Genomic DNA, 22,637 nt, shown 5'->3' with positions numbered 1-22,637 from the left:
ACAAGTGACGCGTGAGCAAGGTGCGGCCGACGCGTCGAAACGTGAACCTAGCGGGACTCGAACGTATGTCACAAGTCGATGCAGCGCAGATCACGTAAAAGTCACAGAGTTGACGCTGTGTCACTTCCATCGGATCGGCTTCCCGGTTCGAACGCGACAGGAAGGGTGCGCAGCCCACGCATGATGAGCCCGCCGCGCCAGCGCAAATCCCCAGGTTCTCCCGCAAGTCGCAGGTCAGGAAGGCGCCTCAACAGCGTGGCCAGCGCGATCTGACCCTCCAGCCGGGCCAGCGGCGCACCCAGGCAGTAGTGGATGCCGTGCCCGTATCCGAGGTGCTGATTGTCACGCCGTGCAAGGTCCAGGGTGTCCGGATCCGTGAACCGCTCCGGGTCACGGTCGGCCGCCGCCAGCACCACCAGTACGGGGTCCCCGGCGGCGATCTCCTCGCCGCCCAGGGTCAGCGCCTCGGTGGCGTACCGCCAGGTCGCCATCTCGACCGGCCCGTCGAACCGGAGCAGCTCCTCGATGCCGGTGGCCAGCAGTTCGTCCTCCCCCGCCGCCAGGGAGGCCTCCAGCCGGGCGCGCTGCTCGGGGTGGCACAGGAGCGCGTAGGTCCCGTTGCCGATGAGGTTGACCGTCGTCTCGAACCCGGCGAACAACAGGATGAACGCCATGGCGGCCGCCTCGTTCTCCGTGAGGTGCTCGCCGTGGTCACTGGCCCGGATCAGCGCGGAGATCAGGTCGTCGCCGGGGTTCTCCCTCTTCCGGTGGATGAGTTCGACGAGGTAGCCGCGCATCTTCTTCACCGACCGGGCGACCCCGCCGCGCGGCCCGCCGCCGTGCCGGATCATCATGCCCGCCCAGTCCCGGAAGTCGTCCTGGTCCTCGCGGGGGACGCCGAGCAGGTCGCAGATGGCGTAGATGGGGAGCGGGAAGGCGAGGTCATGGATGAGGTCGGCGTTCCCCTTCTCCACGAATGCGTCGATGAGCCGGTCCGTCAGCTCCTGCACGCGGGGCGCGAACTCCGCGACCCGGCGCGGAGTGAACGCCTTGGACACGAGCCGGCGCAGCCGGGTGTGGTCCGGCGGGTCGATATTCAGCAGATGCGTCATCAGCTCCGCCTTGCGCTCCCCCGGGATCCCCGTCTTCCCCTTGGCGTGCGGCGACTCGGCGTGGTTGGCCGGGTTCTTGGAGAGCCGCGCGTCGGCGAGCGCCTCCTTGGCGTCCCCGTACCGGGTCACGAGCCAGGCCTCGACACCGCTGGGCAGCGCGGTGCGGTACACCGGGCGGTGCTCGCGGAGCCAGGCGTAGGCGGGGTAGGGGTCGGTGGCGAACTCCCAGGTGAAGAGTTCGGGGGCGCCTTCGCGGGCGCCTTCGCGGGCGGTGGAGGAGTGGGGGCAGGCGGGGGTGTCGTTCACTCCTCGACGTTATCGGCCGGGGTGCGGGGGCGGTACGCGTGGACCGGCGTCATGCCGAGGAGGTCCGCGTAGGGCGGCAGGGGGACTCTCCGGACGGCCGTCGGGTCCGCCGCACACCGGAGACGGAGCGGTCAGCCTCCGCCCGGTACGGCGCACGGAGCGGTCGGCCTCCGCCCGGTACGGCGCTTCGAGTTCGTCGTCCACGCCCGTCCCCCACCGCTCCCCCCTCTTCGGGCCCCTGGTGCCACCGTCCTCAACCCGCGGCGCTCTCCGCCGCCAGGATCGCGTCGCGGTAGGCGCGGGCGGCGGCGCGCAGGGCGGCCTCCGGGTCGGCGCCGTTCGCTTCGGCGGAGACCGCGAGGGCCAGGAGCTCGTAGCCGATGGTGTCGCCGACGGGCAGGGGAACGGCGAGGCCCGCCGTACGGACGCGGCTCGCGAGCTTCGCGGCGAGAGCCAGGCCGGGCTGGCCGAGAGGGACGCCCTCGGTGACCGACGTGCGCTGCTTCTCGATCGCCTTGGTGCGCAGCCAGTGCGCGTGGACGTCCTCCGGGGTCTCGGCACTCTCGTCGCCGAAGACGTGCGGGTGGCGGTGGATCAGCTTCTCGACGAGGCCGCCCGCGACATCGTCGATGGCGAAGGGCTCCGCCCCGTCCTCCGGGCGGCCCTCCTCGGCGATCCGCGCGTGGAAGACGACCTGGAGCAGGACGTCGCCGAGTTCCTCGCGCAGTTCGTCCCGGTCGCCGTCCTCGATCGCCTCGACCAGTTCGTACGCCTCCTCGATGGCGTACTTGGCGAGGCCCCGGTGCGTCTTCCGTGAGGTCCAGGGGCACTCGCGGCGGATCCGGTCCATGACCTGGACCAGGTCCAGCAGACGGGCCCCGGGCAGGTCGTAGGAGCCGGGGAGCAGTTCCAGGTCCGGCATGGCCACCCGGCCCGAGCCGCCGAGCCGGGCCAGGCCGTCCGTCAGACGGCTGTCGCCCTCGCCACCGACCAGGACGATGACGGTCCGGCCGCCCGCGCAGTCGGCGACCAGTTCATCGGCGGAGGGCATGGCGTGCTCGACGCGTACGCCCGCCTCGCGGAGGTAGGGGAGCTGCTGGTGGTCAGGGTCGGCGACGATGACCCGGTCGGCCGCGTGCAGCGTCTGCCAGGCCGGCCAGGACAGCAGGCCCGGCGCGACCCGGTGGCTGGCGGTGAGCAGGACGATGCGGCCGGGGTCGGCAGAGGACTGGACAGAGGTGTCGGGGGCGTCAGCGTTCACCCCGCGAACCTACCTCCGGGCCCGGCGCCTTCGGCCCGCCGGTTCAGGCGCCCGTCGGGGAGTCCTTCGGCGGGAACTCGGTGCGCTGGGTGATCCAGGGCGCGCTGTAGTTGCCGAGCTGCATCTTCCGGTCGTCCCAGGTGCCGAAGCGCGGGTTGACGTCGATGTCGAGGGCCTTCGACGCCTTGGTGAGGGCCTCGCCGACGACCTGCTGGCCGGCCGGTGTGCCCAGGTCCGCGCCGAGCGCCTCGGCCAGCTTCGGGAGCTGCACCTCCTGGCGCATGTCGGCGTCGATCTGGTCCGGGGCCACCCAGCGCTGCTGGAGCATCATCGCCTCGAACCGCTCCTCGCCGCCCTGCTGGGCGCCGCTGGCCTTCCGCATCTCCTGGATCTCCTTGCGGCTGACCGTGACCCCAGCGTCGGCGGCGGCGCGGTCGAGGACCCGGCCGAAGATCAGCCCGTGCAGCTTGGCGCGGTTGAGCTGGCCCGACTTGTTCACCAGCTGGGCGGCCTCCGGGGAGCTGTCCTGGGCGCTGCGGACGTCCGCGGCGCGGCCCTGGACCGTCGACACCTCGATCCGGTCTCCGCCCACGACGGCCGCGGCGCCGGGGTGGGACTGGTTGCCGCAGGCCGAAAGGAGCGGAGCGGCGACGAGTGTCGCGGCGAGGACGGTGAACGCGGTGCGACGACGGCGGTGCAAAGGAGCCTCCCGGGGAGAGTTTGTGCATCAGTGCACAAAGCCTTGCGGAGATCGATGTTAGGCAGTGGAGGTGGCCGGTGCCACCGATTCGGCCAACGATTCGGGAGGAGTTGGGGATGTGGCCCGGTATGGGGGCCGCTGTCAGCCTCCGCGGACGTCCCGCTGGTGGCTGAGCAGGCGGCGCAGGTCCATCGGCAGCGGGTGGTGCGGCCCGTAGGTGCGCTCGGCGTCGTACAGCAGGGCCTGGAGCTGTGCCCGTCCCGCGGTGTGGTCGCCGACCGCCAGGAGCAGCTGCCCGATGCGGTGCCGGATGTCGAGGGCGCGGCCGGGGTCGGAGGCGATCGGCCCGTGGGCGTTCTCGTAGTACGGGAGGACCGCGCGGTACTCGACCAGCGCGGCCCCGGCCTCGCCGAGCTGTTCGAGGCACTGGGCGGCGTCGTAGCGGAACTGGAGGGCCTGGGCGTCGGCCCGGCCCGCTTCGGCGGCGCGGTCCTCGGCGAGGCGGCGCAGCTCGGGCAGGGCGCGGCGGTACTGCCCGTCGTCCATCAGCGTCGCGGCGTACTGCTTGCGCAGGATGCGGACGACCGGTGAGTGCTCGCCGTGCTCGGCGGCGGCGGCCGGGAGGGTGGCGCCGAGCACGTCCACGGCCTGGGTGATCCGGCCCTCGCCGAGCAGCTTCTTCACCTCGTCCACGGCCCGCGCGACATCCGGCCGGCCGGGCGGCGGGGTGCTCCGCGGCGGGCGGGCGGGGCGTGCGGGGGTCGGCACGACGGCCGGGGGCGGGGTGAAGGGCGGCGGGGCGCCGAGTGAGGGGGCCGTCGCGGCGAAGGTCGCGGGTGCGGGCACGGACGCCGGGGTCGCGGCCCGGTCCGGCCAGGGGGCGTACGGCCGCAGGAACGGGCGCGTCGGGTCGAGCGGCCCGGCAGGGGTTCCGTGCTTCGGCAGCAGCGGGGCCAGGTCCTCGTACACCTCCTGGGCGGAGGCGGGCCGGTCCTGGGGGTCCTTGGCGAGGAGCCGCAGCACGAGGGCCTCCAGCGCGACGGGGAGCTCGGGGCGGGCCGCCCGGACCGGGATCGGGGGCTCGTAGAGGTGGCGGTGCAGGACGCCGAGCGCGGTGGACCCGGCGAACGGCACGTCACCGCTGAGGAGTTCGTGCAGGAGTACCCCGAGGGCGTACAGGTCGGTGCCCGGGCCGACCGCGCCGCCCATCGCCTGCTCGGGGGCCATGTAGGCCGGGGAGCCGATGGGGGAGCCGGTGTGCGTGAGGCGGGTGGTGTCCGTGTCGAGGACGGAGGCGACGCCGAGGTCGAGAACGGTGACGGTGCCGTCGGGACGGACCATCACGTTCCGGGGCTTGAGGTCGCGGTGGACGATCGGCACCGCGTGCACCGCGCAGAGGACCGCGCAGAGCTGGGCGGCGACCGCGACGGCCCACGGCCAGGGGTACGGGCTCCGCTCGGCCAGGTGGTCGGCGAGGTCGGCGCCCTCGACGTACTGCATGACGAGGTAGAGGTCGTCGTCGTCGCTGCCCGCGTCGTGGACGGTGACCAGGCCGGGGTGGTCGACCTGCGCGGTGACCCGGCACTCGCGGACGAACCGGCGGCGCAGTTCGTCGGCCGCGTCGCTGCCGGTGGGCCCGGCGACCCGGTCGGGGCGCAACAGCTTCACCGCGACGCGGCGGTCCAGGCGCCGGTCGTAGGCCGTCCACACCTGCCCCATGCCGCCCTGCCCGAGGATGGTCGCCAGTTCGTACCGGTCGGCGATGACCCGCCCGATCACCGGCCCTCGCCCTCCCCGCTGTCCTTGTTCTCCTTGTTCTCCTTGTTCTCCTTGCGGAGGTAGTCGCTCAGCTCGTCCAGCTCGGCACGGACCTGGTCGAGGCGCTGGGGCGCGGGGGTGGGCGTGGGCGGCGGCGTCCGCACGGTGTACGGGTTGGGCTGCTGACTCTGGTGCTGCGCGGGGTGCGGCTGGTGGTGCTGGTGCTGCCCAGGGTGCGGCTGGTGCTGGTGCTGCCCGGGGTGCGCGGGAGCGGCGAACGGGGTCGGGGAGCCGGACGAGCTGTAGTGACGGATGTCCGTGTACAGGTAATAGGTGATCACCCCGGCCAGCAGGCCGATGATCCACGCCATCATGAACAGCACCGCCGCGTCCGACATGGCGTCGGGGTCTTCCGGTGTGGCCACGATGAAGGCGAAGAGCGCGATGTTGAGGACGATCACGACCGCGAGCAGGAACCGGTCGCGCGGCCTGCGGGTGACGATCGCGAGCCGCAGCATCGCCACCCAGCCCAACAGGCCGCAGCTCAACACGGTCACCGTCACGAGGATCACACGCACCGTCGTGAGCGTCGCCGAGGACGGCCGGGATGTCGTCTGCTGCTGCGGCATCGGGCCGTAGCCGTGCATGTGCTGCTCCTGGGACGCGTATGTCGGACGTGTGGGGTGAGCGTATACACCTCCACCGACCGGCCGTCCCCGGGTCGCACCCGACCGTTGTGGTCACCCCGCCCTCCGGGCCCGCCGTCCCCGGTCACCCGGCCTGTGCCAGGGCTCCGCCTCCGAAGTCCGCCTCGGCCGACGGCAGTACGCGCACCCGGCGCCCGGGGAGGCGGAGGTTGCGGTAGATCTCGTTGGGGTGCGCGAGGGACGCCTCCGGAGCGGCGTACGGGCCGGGGCCGGGCCGGACGGACGTGGTGTGCCCGTCCGCGACGAGCACCACGAGAGCCGAGACGGAAGCGGGGACGGGGGAAGAAGCGGCGGCGGGAGGTGCCGTCACAGCCGGTGCCGTACCCAGACGTTGGGCTCGACGTAGACCGCGTACCCGTGCGCGAGCGCGCAGTGCACCGGGACGAGCGCCCCCGGCACCTCCACCGGGCCGTCCGTGTCGAACGGCAGCCCGGTCCACTCCCGCCACTGGTCGAGCGAACCGCTCACGGTCATCGACACGGTGGCGACCGAGTCGACCACCCCGCCCGCACGGGCGTGGACCCGCAGCCAGGGATCCTCGGGCAGCCCGTCCTCGGGGCGGGTCAGCCGGGCGTACTCCTCCATCGGCAGACCGGCCCGCAGGTGCTTGCCGCTCGGCCGCACCGGGGCGACGACCTCCCGGAAGCCGAGCCGTTCCGCGTTGCCGCGCATCGCGGCGAGCATCCGGCCCGATATCCCCTTGCCCTGTTGGCCGGTGGCCACCGTGATCTCGATCGCGCCGACCGTGTCGGGCGTACGCCCGCGCCGCAGGTCCGCGAACGCCCACAGCAGCATCCGGTCCCAGCCGCCGACGGGCAGTTCACCGCGACCGGGGGCGTCCAGCACGAAGGGCACGCTGTAGGAGCGCGCGACCACGACACCCTCGGGGTCGGTCGCGACCAGCACGTACTGGGGGAACTCGACGGCGATCCGTGCGAAGTTCGCCCAGCCGACGATGTCCTCCAGCACGAACTCCGGCCAGGTGTCCGGCATCCGGTCGAGCGCGTCAACCAGGTCCGGGCGCTCGGCGAGGGTGGTGATATTCAGCTCCATACGCGCGACCCTAAACAGCCTCATCCGCTCCGACCAGCGAATATCGTCCCGGAACCACCGTGCGTTCACCGGCGTGATCCGGCCGGAGCCGTGAGGTGTGCGAGGCACTGGAGATCAAGAGCGCGAGCATCATGCCCAACGCGATCCAGTGTCCGGCCGGAACGGATCTGATCATCCAGGTCTCCCGGGTCTTCGGCCCCTGCGACGACAAGAAGGGCGGCCCCATCCCGACCACCACGGTCTGCGGCCGCAACCTGTCCGGGGAGCACCCCGGCGACGCGGGCGCCGGGGGTGGCCAACTCGTTGAGGGGGACTGTGTGTCACCGTCGCGGCGTACGCGAACCAGATCCAGGTCCTGGCCCTCAGGAACGCGGAGCTGGAGGCAGACACCCGGCGGCTTCAAGCCCAGCTCGACGGAGGGCAAGAAGGAGTGATCAGGCAGCTCAGGCGCCTGGGCTCAGGCGCCTGGGCTCGGGCAACGAGTCTTCTTCCGACAGGCCAAGGCTGCCGCTCACTGATGGATGAAGCCGGTCACTCGGTCGCCGTGAGCAGTTGGTCGATAGCCATGCGAATGGACTCGTCTTCGGTAAAGGCTCGCCAGCCGCCGAAGTAATGGAGTCGCCGGTCACTGGTCGGCAGGCCGCGCAGCAGGTGAGTGGCGGGCTGGGCGGCATCGCCGATCCGAGCCAGATGGCGCACCGCGTGGAGCATGACCGGCAGGTAGGCCCCCTTGGCCAGGTCCCGCACGGCCTCCAGGAGAGCCGGGACGGTGCTCTCGGTTTCACCGGTCGCGGCCCATAGGGCGTGCGCGGCCTCGACGCTGGTCCAGGCGTCGGCGGCGCCGACCATCGTCCGAAGTTGATTCGCGAAGGGAGCGGCGTGCGGGCCGAGGTCGGCCAGCTTGCGCAGGGTGGGGTGGGAGAATCCGCCCTCAGCGGCAGCAGGGCCCAGGACCTTCCATGCCGTGGTCGGCTCGCCGCCGACCCGCCAGTACGCCCAGGCGGCGAGAACCGCGTCCGCGTGGGCGCCTCCCGTCGACCGGGCCAGCAGCAGTTCGCGTCCCCCACTACCCGCCGAACCGATTCCGGCCAGGGCTGTCGCCGCCGCAGCCCACCGCTGGCCGTCCGCCAGCAGGTCAAGCAGCTGTGGCACTGCTGCCTTCGCGGCGGGCCCCCAGGCGGCGAGCACTTCGCAGAGCTGACCGAGGGTGCGAACGTCCGTGGTGGTGCCGAGTCGGTCACAGATCGCGGGCAGCAGTAGCTCCGCATGGTCAGGAAGGCGGATCACTACCTCGTGGAGAGCGGGGAGGGCGGGGAAGTGGCCCGAGCCGGCACTGCCCCAGGACGCAGAGGCCGGCGCGAAGCCGGACGGGGTGCCGGCCACAAGCTCGGCCAGGCCCGGAACGCAGCGTGGATCGTTCATTCGGGCCAGCGCCCACAGGGACCCCTCGGCAACCGTCTCGCCCCGTCGACTCGGCCGGACGGCGGTATCGCCGAGCAGCCCGGCGACCGCGTCCGCATGAACAGCGGCTGACGGACCGAGGCAGGCAAGCAGTTCGACTGCCCGGTACCGCACTTCGGGGGCCGGATCGTCCAGTCGCGACACGATGGCCGGCAGCAGCGCATCCGCCGGCGACCGCCAATGCGACAACAGCCCGCCCGCCCGCTCCAGGGCACCGACCCGCTGCGCCTCATCGGGGTGGTCGGCGAACAGACCCCGTGTGAACACGGGGGACGTGACTGCGAACAGCCCAGCAGTCCATCGCTGAACACCCCGTACTCCGCTCTCCACCGAGCTGGTGTGCTGCCACAACTCCACGCTCGGATCACGGACCGCGTCCAGTACGAGATCCAGCTGCCTCGCCGCGAGGCCGGAGTCGCCGGCCGCGAGCGCGTGCACGGCCGCGAGGCGAAGCTGGGGCTCCGGATGGTCGAGCAACGAGAGGAGGAGGGAACCGACTTCGTCCGACCGGTCACCAACCGGCTCCCGCGTGACCGCCCGGCCGAGTGCGAGAACGAGGTCGAGACGGCTCACGAGGTCGCTCTCCGCCCACCAGCAGCGCAGGAGCGCGGGCACCAGGAGAGCACCGGGGCTTGCGCAGACACCCACGATGTGGGCCACGGCCCGCCGGATCTCCGGATCGGGATCGGTCAGCAGATGGAGGACATCGGGCAGCGCTCGTTCCCACATCGGTGACCAGCCGGGATCCAGGAACCTTTCGGCGACCTGTCCTGCCTCCGCCGCAAGCCTCGCCACCAGCTCCAGCATCGCGCGACGACTCCGCACGTGCGGTTCGGCAGCCAAACCGAGCAGATAGGGCAACGCGGCCGGGGCGGCGGAACAGATCCAACCACCCTGGTGAAACAGCAGGTTGAGCAGTTCGGACGCCGCCTCGTCCACGTCATCCGAACTCGGACCGGCGCATCGGTGCAGCAGGCCGGGCACATCCTCGGCGGACCCGTAGTTGTGCTCCAGACCCGCCCAGTCGACCGCTTCCAGCCCCTCCCACATGCGTGTGACCCTACCCCCGGCCGGGACGTGGGCGACGAGGCTTCACCACCAGGAACGGCGAACTCACATGCCGCATTGCCGCAGCATCATGCTCTTGTCCGGGCCCGTGACCGGCAGGTCGTACTTCAGCGCCACCTGCGCGAACCTCACCGCGTACGAGCACCGGATCTTCTTGTCCGGCGGCAACCAGGACGCGGGCCCCGAGTCCCGCTTCGCCGAGTTGGCGCGCCCTTCGACAGGGAGCAGATTGAGCGCGTCGTTCGCCAGCTGCTTGCGCTTGCTCTCCGGCCATCGGGCGGCGCCCATCTGCCAGCTGTAGGAGAGCGGAACCACGTGGTCTATCTGCACCTCGGTGGCCTTCGCCTTCTTCCAGGCGATGTCCTTGCCCGTGTAAGGGTCGTACAGGTTCATCGCGACGACCACGCAGTCGGAACCTGAACGGAACCGCACCTGCCTCCCATGGAGTTTCAACAAGTCGTTCCGCGTGTCACAACCATTCCTCGCAAGCGGCACCCCGTCCGCCGTATCCATCCACGCGTAGCCGAACTCCTCCCGTTCGTAGCCCGTCTTCGGCCCACGCCCCTTTGTGGTGAGTCCTTGGATGAGCTTGCGCGCGCCGGCCTTGTCCGCTTCCGACGTGAGCGCGGCGAGCCCCGGCTTGGTCCCGTCGGGATTGTCCAGCGGGCTCACGCCGAAGCCCTCGGCGGACCCCGCGCCGCCGTCGGTCCCGCCGGTCGTGCCGGCTCCGCCGCCGTCGGCCGCGAGGCCGTCGAGGCCGCAGCCGCCCGCCAGGGCGATCGCGACGAGAGCGCCGATGGCGGGCAGGGCCGCTCGGTACGTACGGGGAGCTATCACGTGAAGCCGTTCTGACGGGGAGAAAACCGAACGCCGAGAATCCTAGGGGCGTCTGCCCCGCCGGGGGTGTTCCATGACGGGGCCTACCGGGCTTGGTGCCATGGAGACGGCGCCATGTATGGGCCCCGGTGTCCTAGCTCAGACACCAGCCGCAAAGTAGCGATCCGCCCCTTGGGGTCAGCTGCCGACGGGTACCGCTGCTGGGTTGAGGGTCTTGTGCACGACGCCGACCGACACCTTGACGGCGACGGCGATCTCGCGGATTGACTGGCCTTCGGCTCGGCGGGCGAGGATCACGCGCCGCTTGTCGTCGTCCACGACGGGGCGCCGGCCGCCGACGCGACCGCGGGCGCGGGCGGCCCAAGCCGTTTTTCGTTTTCTTCACGATGTCGCGGCGCCGGTCTTCGGCAAGGGCGAGGGCCAGGTCGAGGATGAGTGAGCGTTCGGTGTGCTCGCCGGTTGCGATGCCGTCCAGCACCTTGACCGCGATGCCGCGTTGGAAGAGGTCGTTGAGGACGATCAGTCCTTCGAGGAGGTTGCGGCCGAGGCGGTCGACTTCCTGGACGGTGAGCATGTCGCCGTCGCGGAGGTAGTCGAGGGCGGCGGTCAGGCCGGGCCGGTCGTCGACGGCGAGCTTGCCGCTGATCTTCTCCTCGAAGACTTTGAGGCAGATCGGGCCGAGGGCGTCGTGCTGGCGCAGGGTCTTCTGCTTGTCGGTGCTGACGCGGACCAGTCCGATAAGCGCCACGGGGCAGCCCTTCCGTTCATCAAACGTCTTCAGGCAGCGGTCTGAACGCTAGCAGTTGATGAACGGGAAGATGAACGGTTCCCGCAAGGAACCGGGCCACGGGACGGCTGCTCGCCGCGTGTTCGGTAAACGGTCGATTGATGAACGCGGCGCACGTCTCGGCCCTGGAGTTCCAACCCTCCAGGACCCGACGGTTTCGCCGAGACGCTGACCGGCACCCGCCAGAAGACCGGACAGCGCTCGCCCGGCTCCCCGCACCCCGTGGCTCGCCGATCCGCCCGACCGCGGCCCGGCGCGACACCGGGCCGGACCCCTGTACCCGCCCCGGGGTGAACGCTCTGCCGACCTGCCGCCCAGGTGGGGGTTCGTTCACCCAGAACGAACCCCCACCTTCCCCGGCCGTCCGCCGATCGTTCAGGGTGGTGAACGAACCTTCGTGTACGGGAGTGGGCAGGAGACGGGCCGGGTTCGGACAGCAACGGCCGCTGGCCGGTGTGTGGCGTGGTGCTAGGCGGGGACGGCGGGCGGCGGGGTCCACTGGCCGTCGAGGATGGCGTCCTCGGGCCAGTAGGCGCGCAGGTAGAGGGAGAACTCCTCACCCGCGGGGGCGGGCAGCCAGTTGGCGTCGGGGTCGTCGGGCCGGGCGGTCTGGACGGTCAGGGTGAGGGAGCCGTCGGGGTTGGGCTTCAGGTCCTTGTTCTTCGTGCCGAGCGAGTAGCGGTTCAGCTCGTTGGGCGCGAAGAAGTGGTGCTGGTTGTAGAGGGTCAGGGACCAGAAGCCCCGGGCGGGCGGGAGCTGTCCGGCGGGGAAGGTGACGGTGTAGGCGCGGTCACCGTCCAGGCGCTCGCCCGTCTCGTCGAGGTCGAGGTAGAAGTAGGCGGTCTCGTTCGGCGAGTTGACGAAGATGTTGGCCTTGGCCATGGCGGTGCGGGAGAGGTAGTCGGTGCCGAACCGGGCGCCGTCGTGCTGGGTGGTCCAGTGGTTCCCGGCCGGTACGCCGATGTTGCGGAACTGGAAGAGCGGGCCGATCAGGTCCTTCTCTGCGGCGACTGCGGTGTCGCGCAGCAGGGCGGCGTGGGCCTTGACGACCGTGGGGTCGGTCAGTGAGCCGATCCAGTCGTACAGAGCCTCCTCACCAGGCCTGGCGGGCACCTCGGTGAGCAGGGCGGGCAGGTCGTCGAAGAACGTGGTGGGGTCGACCCAGTGGGTCTCGCTGTCGCCGCTGTCGCCGCCGAGGGGAGGCAGGCTGGGGGCCTTGGACCAGTCGGTGGTCTGCAGTTTCCCGGTGTACTCCGCCAGCGGGTACATCATGATCTGGTTGATGAGCGGCTGGATCGCCGCGCGGTCGGCATCGGAGTCGTCCATGAACACCCGGGGGATGACCGCCGAGACGGCCGTGTCGAACCGGAACACCCCGGCGATGCCCTCGGGCACTACGCCGTCCCACGCGGCGGGGGCCAGCAGGTACAGGCCGGGCGCGGAGCCGTACATCTTGCCCAGGGGGGCGTAGGACTCGGTGCGCTGGTCGACGATCTGGTAGACCCAGAACCGGTCCCCGAAGTCGGGGACCTGCAGGACGGCCGGTCCGCTGCCGACGGTGACCAGGCCCATGCCGTAGGCGACGTCCTGGTTGGGGCAGGCGACCTGCCGTTCGTCGGGAGAGATGTAGTCGTGCAGCATCGCGAGGCGTCCCGGCGGCGCCACCGGCATCACCCCGCCGGCCAGCCCCGGCTCGGTGACCTGCTCGAAAAGGACGTTGCGGTTGTGCACGTTCTCCAGCGCCCAGCCCCACAGATACGCCTGTCGTGCCAGCGACGCCACATACGTGGGCGTCATCAGCTCACCCGGCATCGGCTTCCCGGAACCCGTCACGGCGGTCCATCCCTTCTGCGGCGGAAATCTTCAGGCATCCAACCTCGCCCGACACCGCGGGCATCACAAGGTGGCCCTGGTGGCGCACGGGCGCACTCCCGGGCGCGAACGCCGCCCCCGCGCCCTCACTGCCTCCGTGTTCGTCCGCGCCGGCCAGCGGCAGCCCGTCCAGCTCACCCTTTGGTGACCAGCCCTGCGGCCCGTCACAGATTTCGGACTTCGGTCCATCCGCGTGACACAGTCCTCTGCCGAGGCGAATCGCCGAGGTCGCCGGACCGCTCGCGCCCGGCGACGCCCGCCGCTGGCACGGGCGGTCGCCGCCGGGCGCGCACCACCGGGGTGACCGGGCGGTGGGGTATCAGCAGGAGACAAGCAGGGACGCGGTGACCGTGCAGGTGGCCGTCGCGGTGTCGGTGGTGGGGTCGGGGTCTGCGGGGGTGCTGCCGGTGCGGGTGGCCGTGGCGGTGAGGGTGCTCCCGGCGACGAGCAGGCCGAGGTCGGCGCGGAAGCTTCGTTCGGTGGCTTCACCGACGGCCAGGGGGCCGTAGGCGCAGGCCACCTGGCGGGCCGTGTGGTCGTAGGTGCAGTTGGCGGGCAGGCCGGTGACGGAGGTGACCTCGGTGGGCAGCTGGGTGGTGACGGTGGCCTGGGTCAGCGGGGAGGGGCCGAGGTTGCGGGTGCTCTGGACGTAGTCGATGCCGCTGCCGAGGGCGAGCGGGCTGCGGGACGCCTTGAGACCGACGGCGACGTCGGCGGTGCGCGGGCGGACGGTGAAGTCGAACGACTCGGGGGTGAAGGTCTGCGACGCGCCGCCGGAGATCCCGGTGAGCGTGAGGGTCCGGGTGCCGGGCTCGGCCCTTTCGGGGACGGTGGTGTGGAAGTGCAGGACCGAGTGGAAGGCTCGCTGGTAGGAGTACCAGCCCGCGATCTTGGAGCCTCGGCCGAGCTCGCAGCTGCTCAGGCCTTCTCCTTCACTGGTGCAGTCCGCCGGTGAGAACGGCATGCTCCCTCCGGCGGCGGCCAGCCGCAGGATGGTGCTGCCCTTCGGGCCGGCCGTCTTGTCGAGGGTGACCGTGATGTCGACCGGGGCGCCCGGTTCGGCGGAGGTGGTGGAGAAGGTGACGCGGTAGTCGCCGCTCGACACGGTGACGGCAGGGCCTGGGGCGGGGGCAGGGCTGTCGGCCGCGGTGGCCGCCGGTCCCACGCAGGCCAGCGCGAAGGGCAGGACGACGGCGGCCAGGCGGCGGACGACGGGGGTGGGAAACATGGCGGGAACTTCCTCCAGACAGGGGCGGATGTCGCGACACGGCCACCCGAAGGAAACCGGATCGCCGACAAGATCAACTGAGTGGGGCGGGTATCGGTTACCCGGGAGGCGCCCGGCGGCCGCAGCCCGCCGGGCAACTCGTGCAGCCGGAAGGAACACCGGCGCCCTGGTACTCGCGGAGATGATCGCGGGCGACCGCAGGGACCACTGACCGACCGCCTGTGAAACGGCCAGGCAGTGCGAGGTGCGCCTCACCGTGCCTGCGTGGTCGACCGGTCGGCAGCATCCGCCGGAGTACGGGGGCGGAGCACCATGAGGCCCAGGTCGAGGCTCTTGTCCATGTCCAGCCGGAACGTGCCGTACGGGTTGACGTTCGACCAGAACAGCGCGGTCAGGCCGCGCCTGTCCTCGTCGCCGAGCTTCCTCGCCCACTCCGGTTCGGCCAGGACCTGCTGCACCAGCAGGGTGTTTACGTGCACGAGCGCGGACTGGAGCAGGTGCAGGGCGAGCATCGAGGTTTCGGCGTGCTCCTTGTCCGGGCCGGTCAGGGCGCCGTCCTTGCCGTAGTGCAGCACCGTGTTTGCCGAGTTCCAGTTCTCCACGACCTGGAGACCGCCGTGGATCTCGCGGCGCAGGCCGGGGCTGGCCAGGTAGTCGCATGCGAAGACCGTGCGGACCGCGCGGCCGAGTTCTTCGAGCGCGGCGTAGGTGGGGTGCTTGGGGCCGCCGCGGGTGAAGCGCCTCAGCACCTGCTCAGCCTCAGCGGTGCCGAGCCGGAGTGCGGTGGCGTACTTCACCATCTGGTCGTACTGCTGCTCGATCAGCTCCCAGCGGATCGGCCGCGTCAGCGAGGCGCCGAGGGCGGGCCAGCCGGGCGGGGTGTCGTCCGGGCGGTACAGGCGGATGCTGCCGATGTTCTTCAGCCTGGGCAGCAGGCGGAAGTTGAGCAGTTCGGTGAAGGCGAACCCGACCACGCTCGCGCCGTGGGTGTCGACGTACTGGGACTCGATCTCGGCATCGGTGCAGTGCCGCAGCAGGCCCTCGATCATCGCCGCGACCTCGGACGACGAACAGGACTTGAGCTGGGAGTAGATGCAGACGTTCTTCCGCTCGACGTGCCAGTAGATCATCACGCCGTTGCCGCCGTAGCGGGCGTGGTACTCGGTCATGAAGTTGCTGGACCAGGAACCGAACTTCTTCGAGTCCGACGCGCACGCGGTGCCCTGCCCCCACCTGGCGGCATCACGGGCGGCGAAGGTGCCGTTTACCAGCCGGGTGACCGCGGCGCGGAGGTTGTCGACGGTGATGAAGTGCCGGCGCACGTGCCGCAGGGCGGCTTCACTCTCGCCGTGCTCGCCGGTGGCCACGATCGCGCGGATGCCCATGTTGGTGCCCAGCGCGAAGAGGGCGAGCAGGAGGCGGCGCTGGAGGACGTCACGGTCGATGCGCTCGTAGGCGGCCACCGAGGAGAACTCCTCGGTGAAACCGGTGAGGAAGTCGGCGTTCTTCAGCACATCCAGGAGGTCCAGGACGCCCCAGCGTCGTACGACCTCGTCCTTGAGTGCCTGGAGGCCGGTGGGCTCGGCCAGCGGCTCCAGCTTGGGCACGGTGATCCAGGGCTCACCCTTGCGGGTGGTGACCTTCACCCCGCCCGCCGAGCCGTCCGTGAGCGCCGCCGAGAGCCGGTCCAGGCCCGCGGTCATGCGCTTCTCCAGGTCCGCGATGAACGCCCGCGGGTTCAGGGGCTGGCGGATCGCGGCGTAGTGCACGGTGCGGGTGGCCTCGAAGTCGCCGGGCAGGTCGTGCTCCGGATTGCACCAGCGGGCCGCGCCCTCGACGTAGATCTCGCGGCGACGCACCGCGTCCCGCAGCGCCACCAGAACGCACAGCTCGTACGGGATGCGCTCGACGCGGCCCTTGTCATCGACGACCGCCTCGCGCCAGTCCCTGCGCACCACGCCATCCATCGGCACGACGTCCGTGGCGTCGTAGAAGCGGGTCTTGCCGTCGATGTCGGCGTACGTCTTCAGCAGCTTCATCGCGTCCATCACCGGCCGGTAGGCGGTGTTGTCACACCTGAAGCCCAGCGTGTTCAGCAGCGGCGGCAGCATCTGCCGGTAATACGAACTGTAGGAGGAGCGCAGGGTGGTGCGGACCTTGGCCTTGAACACCTTCTCGTTCGCCTTCGCCTCGGCCACCAGCTCCCGCAGCGTCTTCTCACCCACCACCGGGAACAGCGCCCGCCGTACGACTTCATCAGGTTTGTCGACGGCGGCCGTCGCCAGCTTGAAGAGGATGCCCTCCTTGCCGCGGACCTTCTTCAGCTCGGCCGTCAGCTGCTTCTCCACCCGCCGCTCGGCACGAGCATTGATCTTGTGGACCAGGGCGACCAGCAGTTCGACCAGGGCGTCGGTGATCTCCGCCTGCCGGGACCAGCACAGTGCCGCGAGCAGCGTGATCCGCACGTCCGCGCTCGTGTCGCGGAAGTCCGAGGGGTACATCTTGATCGCCCGCGCCCGCCACGCGGCCACCAGCTTCTCCGAGCAGTCCGTGAACAGCCCCTCGGGCAAGCCCAGTCTGCGGACGTCGTTGAGCTTGGTGATCTCGGTGAGTAGGGAGTCCAGACCGACCGCGCCCGGGTCGCGCTTGAGTGCGGCCAGCAGGGTGGTGCCCGTCTCGTTGCCCTCGGCCACCAGAGACAGCAGCCGGTCCCTGCCGGCCTCGCCCAGACGCTCGATGACGCGCGTGCAGAAAGCCGCCTCCCACCGGCCCCGGGCCGCAACCAGGATCTTCTCGACGCGGGTCCGGCCCGGCGGCTCGATCTTCCGCGCCCGGTACTCGACCAGCAGAGCGTCGCGCTGCCGGGCCTCCACCAGCTCGACCGGGCACACCTCCGCAGCCAGCCACCCGGTGAGCGCCTCCTCGTCCGCGAGCGTCGCCGGCCGGAACCCGAGTGCCTCACGGATCTGCTTGCGGTGGTACTCGGCAGTCCGGCCGACCAGCGTGTACTTCGTGAAGTCGGTGGCCGGGACCTTCACCAGATCGGCGACGTACTCCACCGCGACCGACGGGACCTCTTCCAGCACATCGGGGAACCGGCCTTCCAACTCGAAGAACTTCAGCAACAGGCTGAAGCCGAGCCGGGTCGTCCCGCTCTTGTTCGCCACCAGGTCCCAGTCGCCGTCTACCAGCGTCCAGCTCGCCAACAGATCCTCTGGCGACCACTCTTGTCGCACGCCCGCCCCCTTTGGCCTCGATCACCCGATCAGACCAACGACGGTGTCCAGGGCCGGGAAACGGGGCGCGCTCGGCTACCCGCGACCTACTTTGCGGCTGGTGCCTGAGCTAGGACACCGGGGCCGTATGCGGCAGGCCGTATCGTGCGCTGCCGGTGTTCGCGTACGGTCACCGACGCACCCGCCCTGCCGACCACGAGGTGCTCGCCCTTGAGGAGCTGCAAGGCCTTCTGAACGGTGGCGTTCGCGGCGCTGAACCTCTCCTCCAACCGGGCGGTGGAAGGAAGGCTGTCACCCGGGGCCAGGTCCCCGGACATGATGTCGTCCCGCAGATCGGCCGCGATCCGCTCGTGCAGGGGGGCGGCCGTCCGCCTTGTCCGTCTCCGGTCCTCGCACCGTCATCCGATCCTGATCTCGTACCGCAGCCTCTGCCCCCGGGGAGGCATGACCATCACATCGACCTGAATCGGCCGGTCCGCCGCGTCAAGCGTGAGCCGGGTCAGTTCGAGGACCGGCTCGTCGGCCTTCAGGGCCAGCTCCGCGCACTGGCTCCCGGACGGCATGCGGGCCGCCACATCCTCCTGCGCCCGGACTCCTACGTGCCCGAGTTCGGCGAGCAGCCGTACGGCTCCTCCCCGGATCTTCGCCGTCCCGGCCAGGCCGGTGCCCCGCGCGATCTCCACGGGATAGTAGGTGTCGGTCAACTCGCAGGGCTCGCCGTCGAGATACATGATCCGCCGCCGCGCGACGACCGGTCCGCCCCGACCCACCGCGAGCAGGTCGGCCACCCGCTCCGGGGCGGTGACTTCACCAGCACTCACGATCTTCTGGGTGCCTCGTCGCCCGGCCGCCGCTGCCTCGGCACTCCAGACGTCGCCTCCGCCCTCCGTCGGCGTCAGGTAGTGAGTGGACGCACTGATCACTTCGCCCTCACCCATGGTCTCCTCCTTCGCCGACGACGGGCCAGTGCCGATGCACACGGTAGGCGACTCCGTCGAACACCCCGAAGAGCACCTTGCCGCCTTTCGCGAATAGCGGTACGGCCTTCCCGTTACGACCGCGGTCCGCGGCACCGTAGCCCCCCGGGGCCGGACGCGTCGTGCCCCGCCGGTCAGCCCGGCGGGGCACGATCGCTCGCGGATCCCCGGGTCCTACGACCCCAGGATCGTCGTCAGGAACTCCCCCGTCCACGCCAGCAGTTCCCGGCCGATGACCGGCTTGCCGCCGATCTTTCCGGTCGTCGGGCGCGGGACCAGGATCTGGTGGGCGGTCGGCTTGATGACCGCCTTGGGGTGCAGGCGCTTCAGGCGCAGTTCCTGGGACTCGCGCAGCTCCACCGGGGCGAAGCGGATGTTGGAGCCCTGGAGGACGATCTCGCCGACACCGCAGGCGCGGGCCAGCATGCGCAGGCCCGCCACCAGGAGGAGGTTCTCGACCGGTTCGGGCAGCGGGCCGTAGCGGTCGGTCAACTCCTCGCGGACCGCGCGGATGTCGTCCTCCGAGGAGGCCGAGGCGATCGCCCGGTACGCCTGGAGGCGCAGCCGCTCGCCGGGGGCGTAGTCGTGCGGGACATGCGCGTCGACCGGGAGCTCGATCTTGACCTCCAGCGGGGGTTCCTCCTGCTCGCCGCCCTCCATCTGAGCCCGGTAGTCGGCGACCGCCTCGCCGACCATGCGGATGTACAGGTCGAAGCCGACACCCGCGATGTGGCCGGACTGCTCGCCGCCGAGCAGATTACCCGCGCCGCGGATCTCCAGGTCCTTCATCGCCACGTACATGCCCGCACCCATCTCCGTGTGCTGGGCGATCGTGGCCAGGCGCTCGTGGGCGGTCTCGGTCAGCGGCTTCTCGGGCGGGTAGAGGAAGTAGGCGTAGCCCCGGTCCCGGCCTCGGCCCACCCGGCCGCGCAGCTGGTGGAGTTGGGACAGGCCGAAGTTGTCGCCGCGCTCCACGATCAGGGTGTTGGCGTTGGAGATGTCGATACCGGACTCGACGATCGTCGTGGAGACCAGGACGTCGAACCTCTTCTCCCAGAAGTCCACCACCACCTGTTCCAGGGCCGACTCCGACATCTGGCCGTGGGCCGTGGCGATCCGCGCCTCCGGGATGATCTCGCGGAGGCGGGCGGCGGCCCGGTCGATGGACTCGACCCGGTTGTGGATGTAGAAGACCTGGCCCTCGCGCAGCAGTTCACGCCGTACGGCCGCGCCGATCTGCTTCTCCTCGTACGGGCCGACGAAGGTGAGGACCGGGTGGCGTTCCTCCGGCGGGGTGGTGATCGTGGACATCTCGCGGATGCCGGTGACCGCCATCTCGAGCGTACGGGGGATGGGGGTGGCGGACATCGTGAGCACGTCGACGTTGGCGCGGAGCTTCTTCAGCTGCTCCTTGTGCTCGACGCCGAACCGCTGCTCCTCGTCCACGATGACCAGGCCGAGGTCCTTGAACCTCGTCTCGGAGGAGAAGAGGCGGTGGGTGCCGATGACCAGGTCGACGGCCCCGTCCTTCAGGCCTTCGAGCGTGGCCTTGGACTCCGTCTCCGACTGGAAGCGGCTCAGCGCCCTCACGTTGACCGGGAACTGGGAGTAGCGCTCGGTGAACGTGCCGAAGTGCTGCTGGACCAGAAGGGTCGTGGGGACCAGGACCGCCACCTGCTTGCCGTCCTGGACCGCCTTGAAGGCGGCCCGGACCGCGATCTCCGTCTTGCCGTAGCCGACGTCGCCGCAGATCAGCCGGTCCATCGGGACCGTCTTCTCCATGTCCTCCTTGACCTCGGCGATCGTGGACAGCTGGTCGGGCGTCTCCGCGTACGGGAAGGCGTCCTCCAGTTCGCGCTGCCAGGGGGTGTCCGCACCGAAGGCGTGGCCGGGGGCCGCCATCCGGGCGGAGTAGAGCTTGATCAGGTCGGCGGCGATCTCCTTGACCGCCTTCTTCGCCCGCTGCTTCGTCTTCGTCCAGTCCGCGCCGCCGAGCCGGTGCAGCGTCGGAGCCTCGCCGCCGACGTACTTGGTGACCTGCTCCAGCTGGTCGGTGGGGATGTAGAGGCGGTCGCCGGGCTGGCCGCGCTTGGCGGGGGCGTATTCGACGAGGAGATACTCGCGGGTCGCGCCCTGGACCGTGCGCTGCACCATCTCCACGTAGCGGCCCACACCGTGCTGCTCGTGGACGATGTAGTCGCCGACCTCCAGCGTCAGCGGGTCGATCGTCTTGCGGCGGCGGGCCGGCATCCGGCCCAGGTCCTTGGTGGCGGTGCGCTGGCCGGTCAGGTCCGTCTCGGTGAGCACGGCGAGCTTCAGCGCCGGGTCGACGAACCCCTGCTCGATGGCCCCGCAGGAGACGTGCACCAGGGACGGGGTGATCCCGGTCAGGTCCGCGTCGAGGCGGGCCGCGATGCCCTCGCCGCTCAGCACCTCGACCGTACGGGCGGCGAGGCCCTGGCCCTCCGTCACATACACCGTGCGCCAGCCGTCGGCCAGCCAGCCCTTGGTGTCGGCGAGCGCGCGGGCGGTGTCGCCCCGGTACGCCTCGGGGGCGCGCATGGAGAGGTGGAGGGTGTCTTCGTCGTGGTCGGCGGCGTCGGCCGCGAACGGCGAGAAGGACCACCACATCATGCCCAGCTCACGGGCCCGGTCCCGGACGTCCGCGATGCCCCGCAGCGAAGCCGCGCCCACGTCGATGGGGGCCTCGCCGCCGCCCGCGCTCGCCGCCCACGACGCCTGGAGGAACTCCTGGCTCGTGGCGACCAGGTCGGCCGCCCGGGTGCGGACCCGCTCCGGGTCGCAGACGATCGCCATCGCGTCCTTCGGCAGGACGTCGAGCAGCAGCTCCATGTCGTCGACCAGGACCGGGGCCAGGGACTCCATGCCCTCGACCGCGATGCCCTCCGCGATCTTGCCGAGCAGCTCGCCCAGCTCCGGGTGGGCCTCGGCCAGTGCCGCCGCCCGCTCCCGTACCTCGTCGGTCAGCAGCAGCTCGCGGCAGGGCGGGGCCCACAGCCCGTGCGCCGCGACCTCCAGGGACCGCTGGTCGGCGATCTTGAAGTAGCGGATCTCCTCGACCTCGTCACCCCAGAACTCCACCCGAAGGGGGTGCTCCTCGATCGGCGGGAAGACGTCCAGGATCCCGCCCCGTACGGCGAACTCGCCGCGCTTCTCGACCAGTTCCACCCGGGAGTAGGCGGCGGCCGCCAGCGCGTCCACCACCTCCCCCAGATCCGCGCTCTGCCCTCCGGTCAGCGCCACCGGCTCCAGCTCGCCGAGCCCCTTGACCTGCGGCTGGAGCACGGAGCGGATCGGCGCGACGACGACGGAGACCGGACCGGTCTCCGGGTCGTCCGCGCGCGGATGGGCGAGCCGCCGCAGCACGGCGAGGCGGCGGCCCACGGTGTCCGGGCGGGGCGAGAGCCGCTCGTGCGGCAGGGTCTCCCAGGACGGGTACTCCGCCACGGTGTCCGGCGGCAGCAGCGTGCGCAGCGCGGCGGCCAGGTCCTCGGCCTCCCGGCCCGTCGCGGTGACGGCCAGCACGGTCCGGCCGGTCCGACGGGCCAGCGCGGCGACGGCGAACGGGCGCGCGCCCGGCGGGCCCACCAGGTCGACATGGGCCCGGTGCCCGTCCCCGGCGGCCGTCACCGCCTCGGCGAGCGCCGGGTCCGTAACGACGACATCCAGCAGACCGTGCAGACTCATGAAGTTTCCGTCCGGGATCAGATCAGGGGTAGCTCAGGGGTTCCTGGCAGCCGGCCGCTGCCAGGGGCAACGCGAAGGGCCCGACACGTGGGACGGGCCGGGGTTTCCAGCGTACGGCTCGGGGGTGACAGTCGCGCCCGCAACGGGCGAGCGGGTGGCGGACGACGGCCGGGCCGCGCCCGCTTCACGCCCGCCCGCCACCGACGCCCGCGTCCCGGGCCCGGCCGCCCGCTTCACGCCCGCCCGGCCGCCCGGGTACGCGCCCGCCCCACCGCCCGTCGCGCCAACGCCGCCGCTCGTCGACGGTGGCGCACCGTTCGTCTCCGTCCCCCACACAGTTCTGCCGGGGATCCTCACAGGATTGATTCAAGCGTCTAGTCTTTGCCCGACCCTTGCACGGACACGCGGGTGAGTGCGCGGCCGCGCGCGTCACACCTGCGGTACCGGGCACAGAGCACGGGCATGGGGCGGGCGGAACCGGGCGCGGTCAACGGCACAGAACACGAGCGCGGAACCGGGCACGGAACACGGGCACGGGCACGGTCAACGGCACGGCGGAGCGAGCA

At 71.1% G+C, this 22,637-nt stretch carries 14 protein-coding genes and 3 pseudogenes; 1 reads left to right on the top strand and 16 read right to left on the bottom strand.

Features of this window, described 5'->3' with window-relative positions; translation table 11 throughout:
* Positions 1–101 precede the first annotated feature (101 nt).
* The 7 genes and pseudogenes from ACZ60Q_RS26980 to ACZ60Q_RS26950 all read right to left on the bottom strand — a co-directional run bounded on the left by ACZ60Q_RS26980 (position 102) and on the right by ACZ60Q_RS26950 (position 6,897).
* Positions 102–1,418, bottom strand: coding sequence for a cytochrome P450 family protein (locus ACZ60Q_RS26980; RefSeq protein WP_469639716.1), 1,317 nt, complete (start codon positions 1,416–1,418; stop codon positions 102–104).
* A 253-nt stretch (positions 1,419–1,671) separates the two neighbouring features.
* A complete protein-coding gene (locus ACZ60Q_RS26975; protein WP_469639714.1) occupies positions 1,672–2,679 on the bottom strand; it encodes a nucleoside triphosphate pyrophosphohydrolase in 1,008 nt (335 codons plus the stop codon).
* A gap of 43 nt (positions 2,680–2,722) precedes the next feature.
* A complete protein-coding gene (locus ACZ60Q_RS26970) occupies positions 2,723–3,379 on the bottom strand; it encodes a SurA N-terminal domain-containing protein (protein ID WP_469639712.1) in 657 nt (218 codons plus the stop codon).
* A gap of 141 nt (positions 3,380–3,520) precedes the next feature.
* Positions 3,521–5,158 (bottom strand): protein kinase domain-containing protein, encoded by a 1,638-nt coding sequence (locus ACZ60Q_RS26965; protein WP_469639710.1) that lies wholly within the window; start codon positions 5,156–5,158, stop codon positions 3,521–3,523.
* Positions 5,155–5,784 carry a hypothetical protein gene (locus ACZ60Q_RS26960; protein ID WP_469639708.1) on the bottom strand — a complete coding sequence of 210 codons (630 nt, stop codon included), beginning with the start codon at positions 5,782–5,784 and terminating at the stop codon, positions 5,155–5,157. Before ACZ60Q_RS26960 ends, ACZ60Q_RS26965 begins: the two co-directional genes overlap by 4 nt.
* Before the next feature lie 124 nt (positions 5,785–5,908).
* A pseudogene (locus tag ACZ60Q_RS26955) lies at positions 5,909–6,097 on the bottom strand (cysteine hydrolase); the annotation flags it as partial.
* 53 nt (positions 6,098–6,150) lie between these two features.
* Positions 6,151–6,897, bottom strand: coding sequence for an N-acetyltransferase (locus ACZ60Q_RS26950; RefSeq protein ID WP_469639707.1), 747 nt, complete (start codon positions 6,895–6,897; stop codon positions 6,151–6,153).
* A gap of 101 nt (positions 6,898–6,998) precedes the next feature.
* Between ACZ60Q_RS26950 and ACZ60Q_RS26945 the strand changes: the two are divergent.
* A pseudogene (locus ACZ60Q_RS26945) lies at positions 6,999–7,226 on the top strand (hypothetical protein); the annotation flags it as partial.
* A gap of 202 nt (positions 7,227–7,428) precedes the next feature.
* Here the strand turns inward: ACZ60Q_RS26945 and ACZ60Q_RS26940 are convergent.
* The 9 genes and pseudogenes from ACZ60Q_RS26940 to mfd form a co-directional block, all read right to left on the bottom strand.
* Positions 7,429–9,408 (bottom strand): hypothetical protein, encoded by a 1,980-nt coding sequence (locus ACZ60Q_RS26940; protein ID WP_469639705.1) that lies wholly within the window; start codon positions 9,406–9,408, stop codon positions 7,429–7,431.
* 63 nt (positions 9,409–9,471) lie between these two features.
* Positions 9,472–10,263, bottom strand: a complete 792-nt coding sequence (locus tag ACZ60Q_RS26935) for an HNH endonuclease family protein (RefSeq protein WP_469639703.1) — start codon at positions 10,261–10,263, stop codon at positions 9,472–9,474.
* A gap of 133 nt (positions 10,264–10,396) precedes the next feature.
* Positions 10,397–11,011: a recombinase family protein gene (locus tag ACZ60Q_RS26930; RefSeq protein ID WP_469639701.1), complete on the bottom strand. Its 615-nt coding sequence runs from the start codon at positions 11,009–11,011 to the stop codon at positions 10,397–10,399.
* Between the two features lie 507 nt (positions 11,012–11,518).
* Positions 11,519–12,883 (bottom strand): DUF1214 domain-containing protein, encoded by a 1,365-nt coding sequence (locus tag ACZ60Q_RS26925; RefSeq protein ID WP_469639699.1) that lies wholly within the window; start codon positions 12,881–12,883, stop codon positions 11,519–11,521.
* Positions 12,884–13,241: 358 nt separating this feature from the next.
* Positions 13,242–14,150: a hypothetical protein gene (locus ACZ60Q_RS26920; RefSeq protein WP_469639697.1), complete on the bottom strand. Its 909-nt coding sequence runs from the start codon at positions 14,148–14,150 to the stop codon at positions 13,242–13,244.
* A 251-nt stretch (positions 14,151–14,401) separates the two neighbouring features.
* A complete protein-coding gene (locus ACZ60Q_RS26915; protein ID WP_469639695.1) occupies positions 14,402–17,386 on the bottom strand; it encodes a Tn3 family transposase in 2,985 nt (994 codons plus the stop codon).
* 125 nt (positions 17,387–17,511) lie between these two features.
* Positions 17,512–17,788, bottom strand: a pseudogene (locus ACZ60Q_RS26910) (GntR family transcriptional regulator); the annotation flags it as partial.
* Positions 17,785–18,324 carry a GntR family transcriptional regulator gene (locus ACZ60Q_RS26905; protein WP_469639693.1) on the bottom strand — a complete coding sequence of 180 codons (540 nt, stop codon included), beginning with the start codon at positions 18,322–18,324 and terminating at the stop codon, positions 17,785–17,787. The gene ACZ60Q_RS26905 and the pseudogene ACZ60Q_RS26910, both read right to left, overlap by 4 nt.
* 213 nt (positions 18,325–18,537) lie before the next feature.
* Positions 18,538–22,071 (bottom strand): transcription-repair coupling factor, encoded by a 3,534-nt coding sequence (gene mfd / locus ACZ60Q_RS26900; protein ID WP_469639691.1) that lies wholly within the window; start codon positions 22,069–22,071, stop codon positions 18,538–18,540.
* Positions 22,072–22,637: the final 566 nt, after the last annotated feature.

The sequence above is a fragment of the Streptomyces sp. NPDC104313 genome (genome assembly GCF_055583985.1).
The sequence above is the reverse complement of the archived record's forward strand: the minus strand, read 5'-3'. Positions and strand labels throughout refer to the sequence as shown.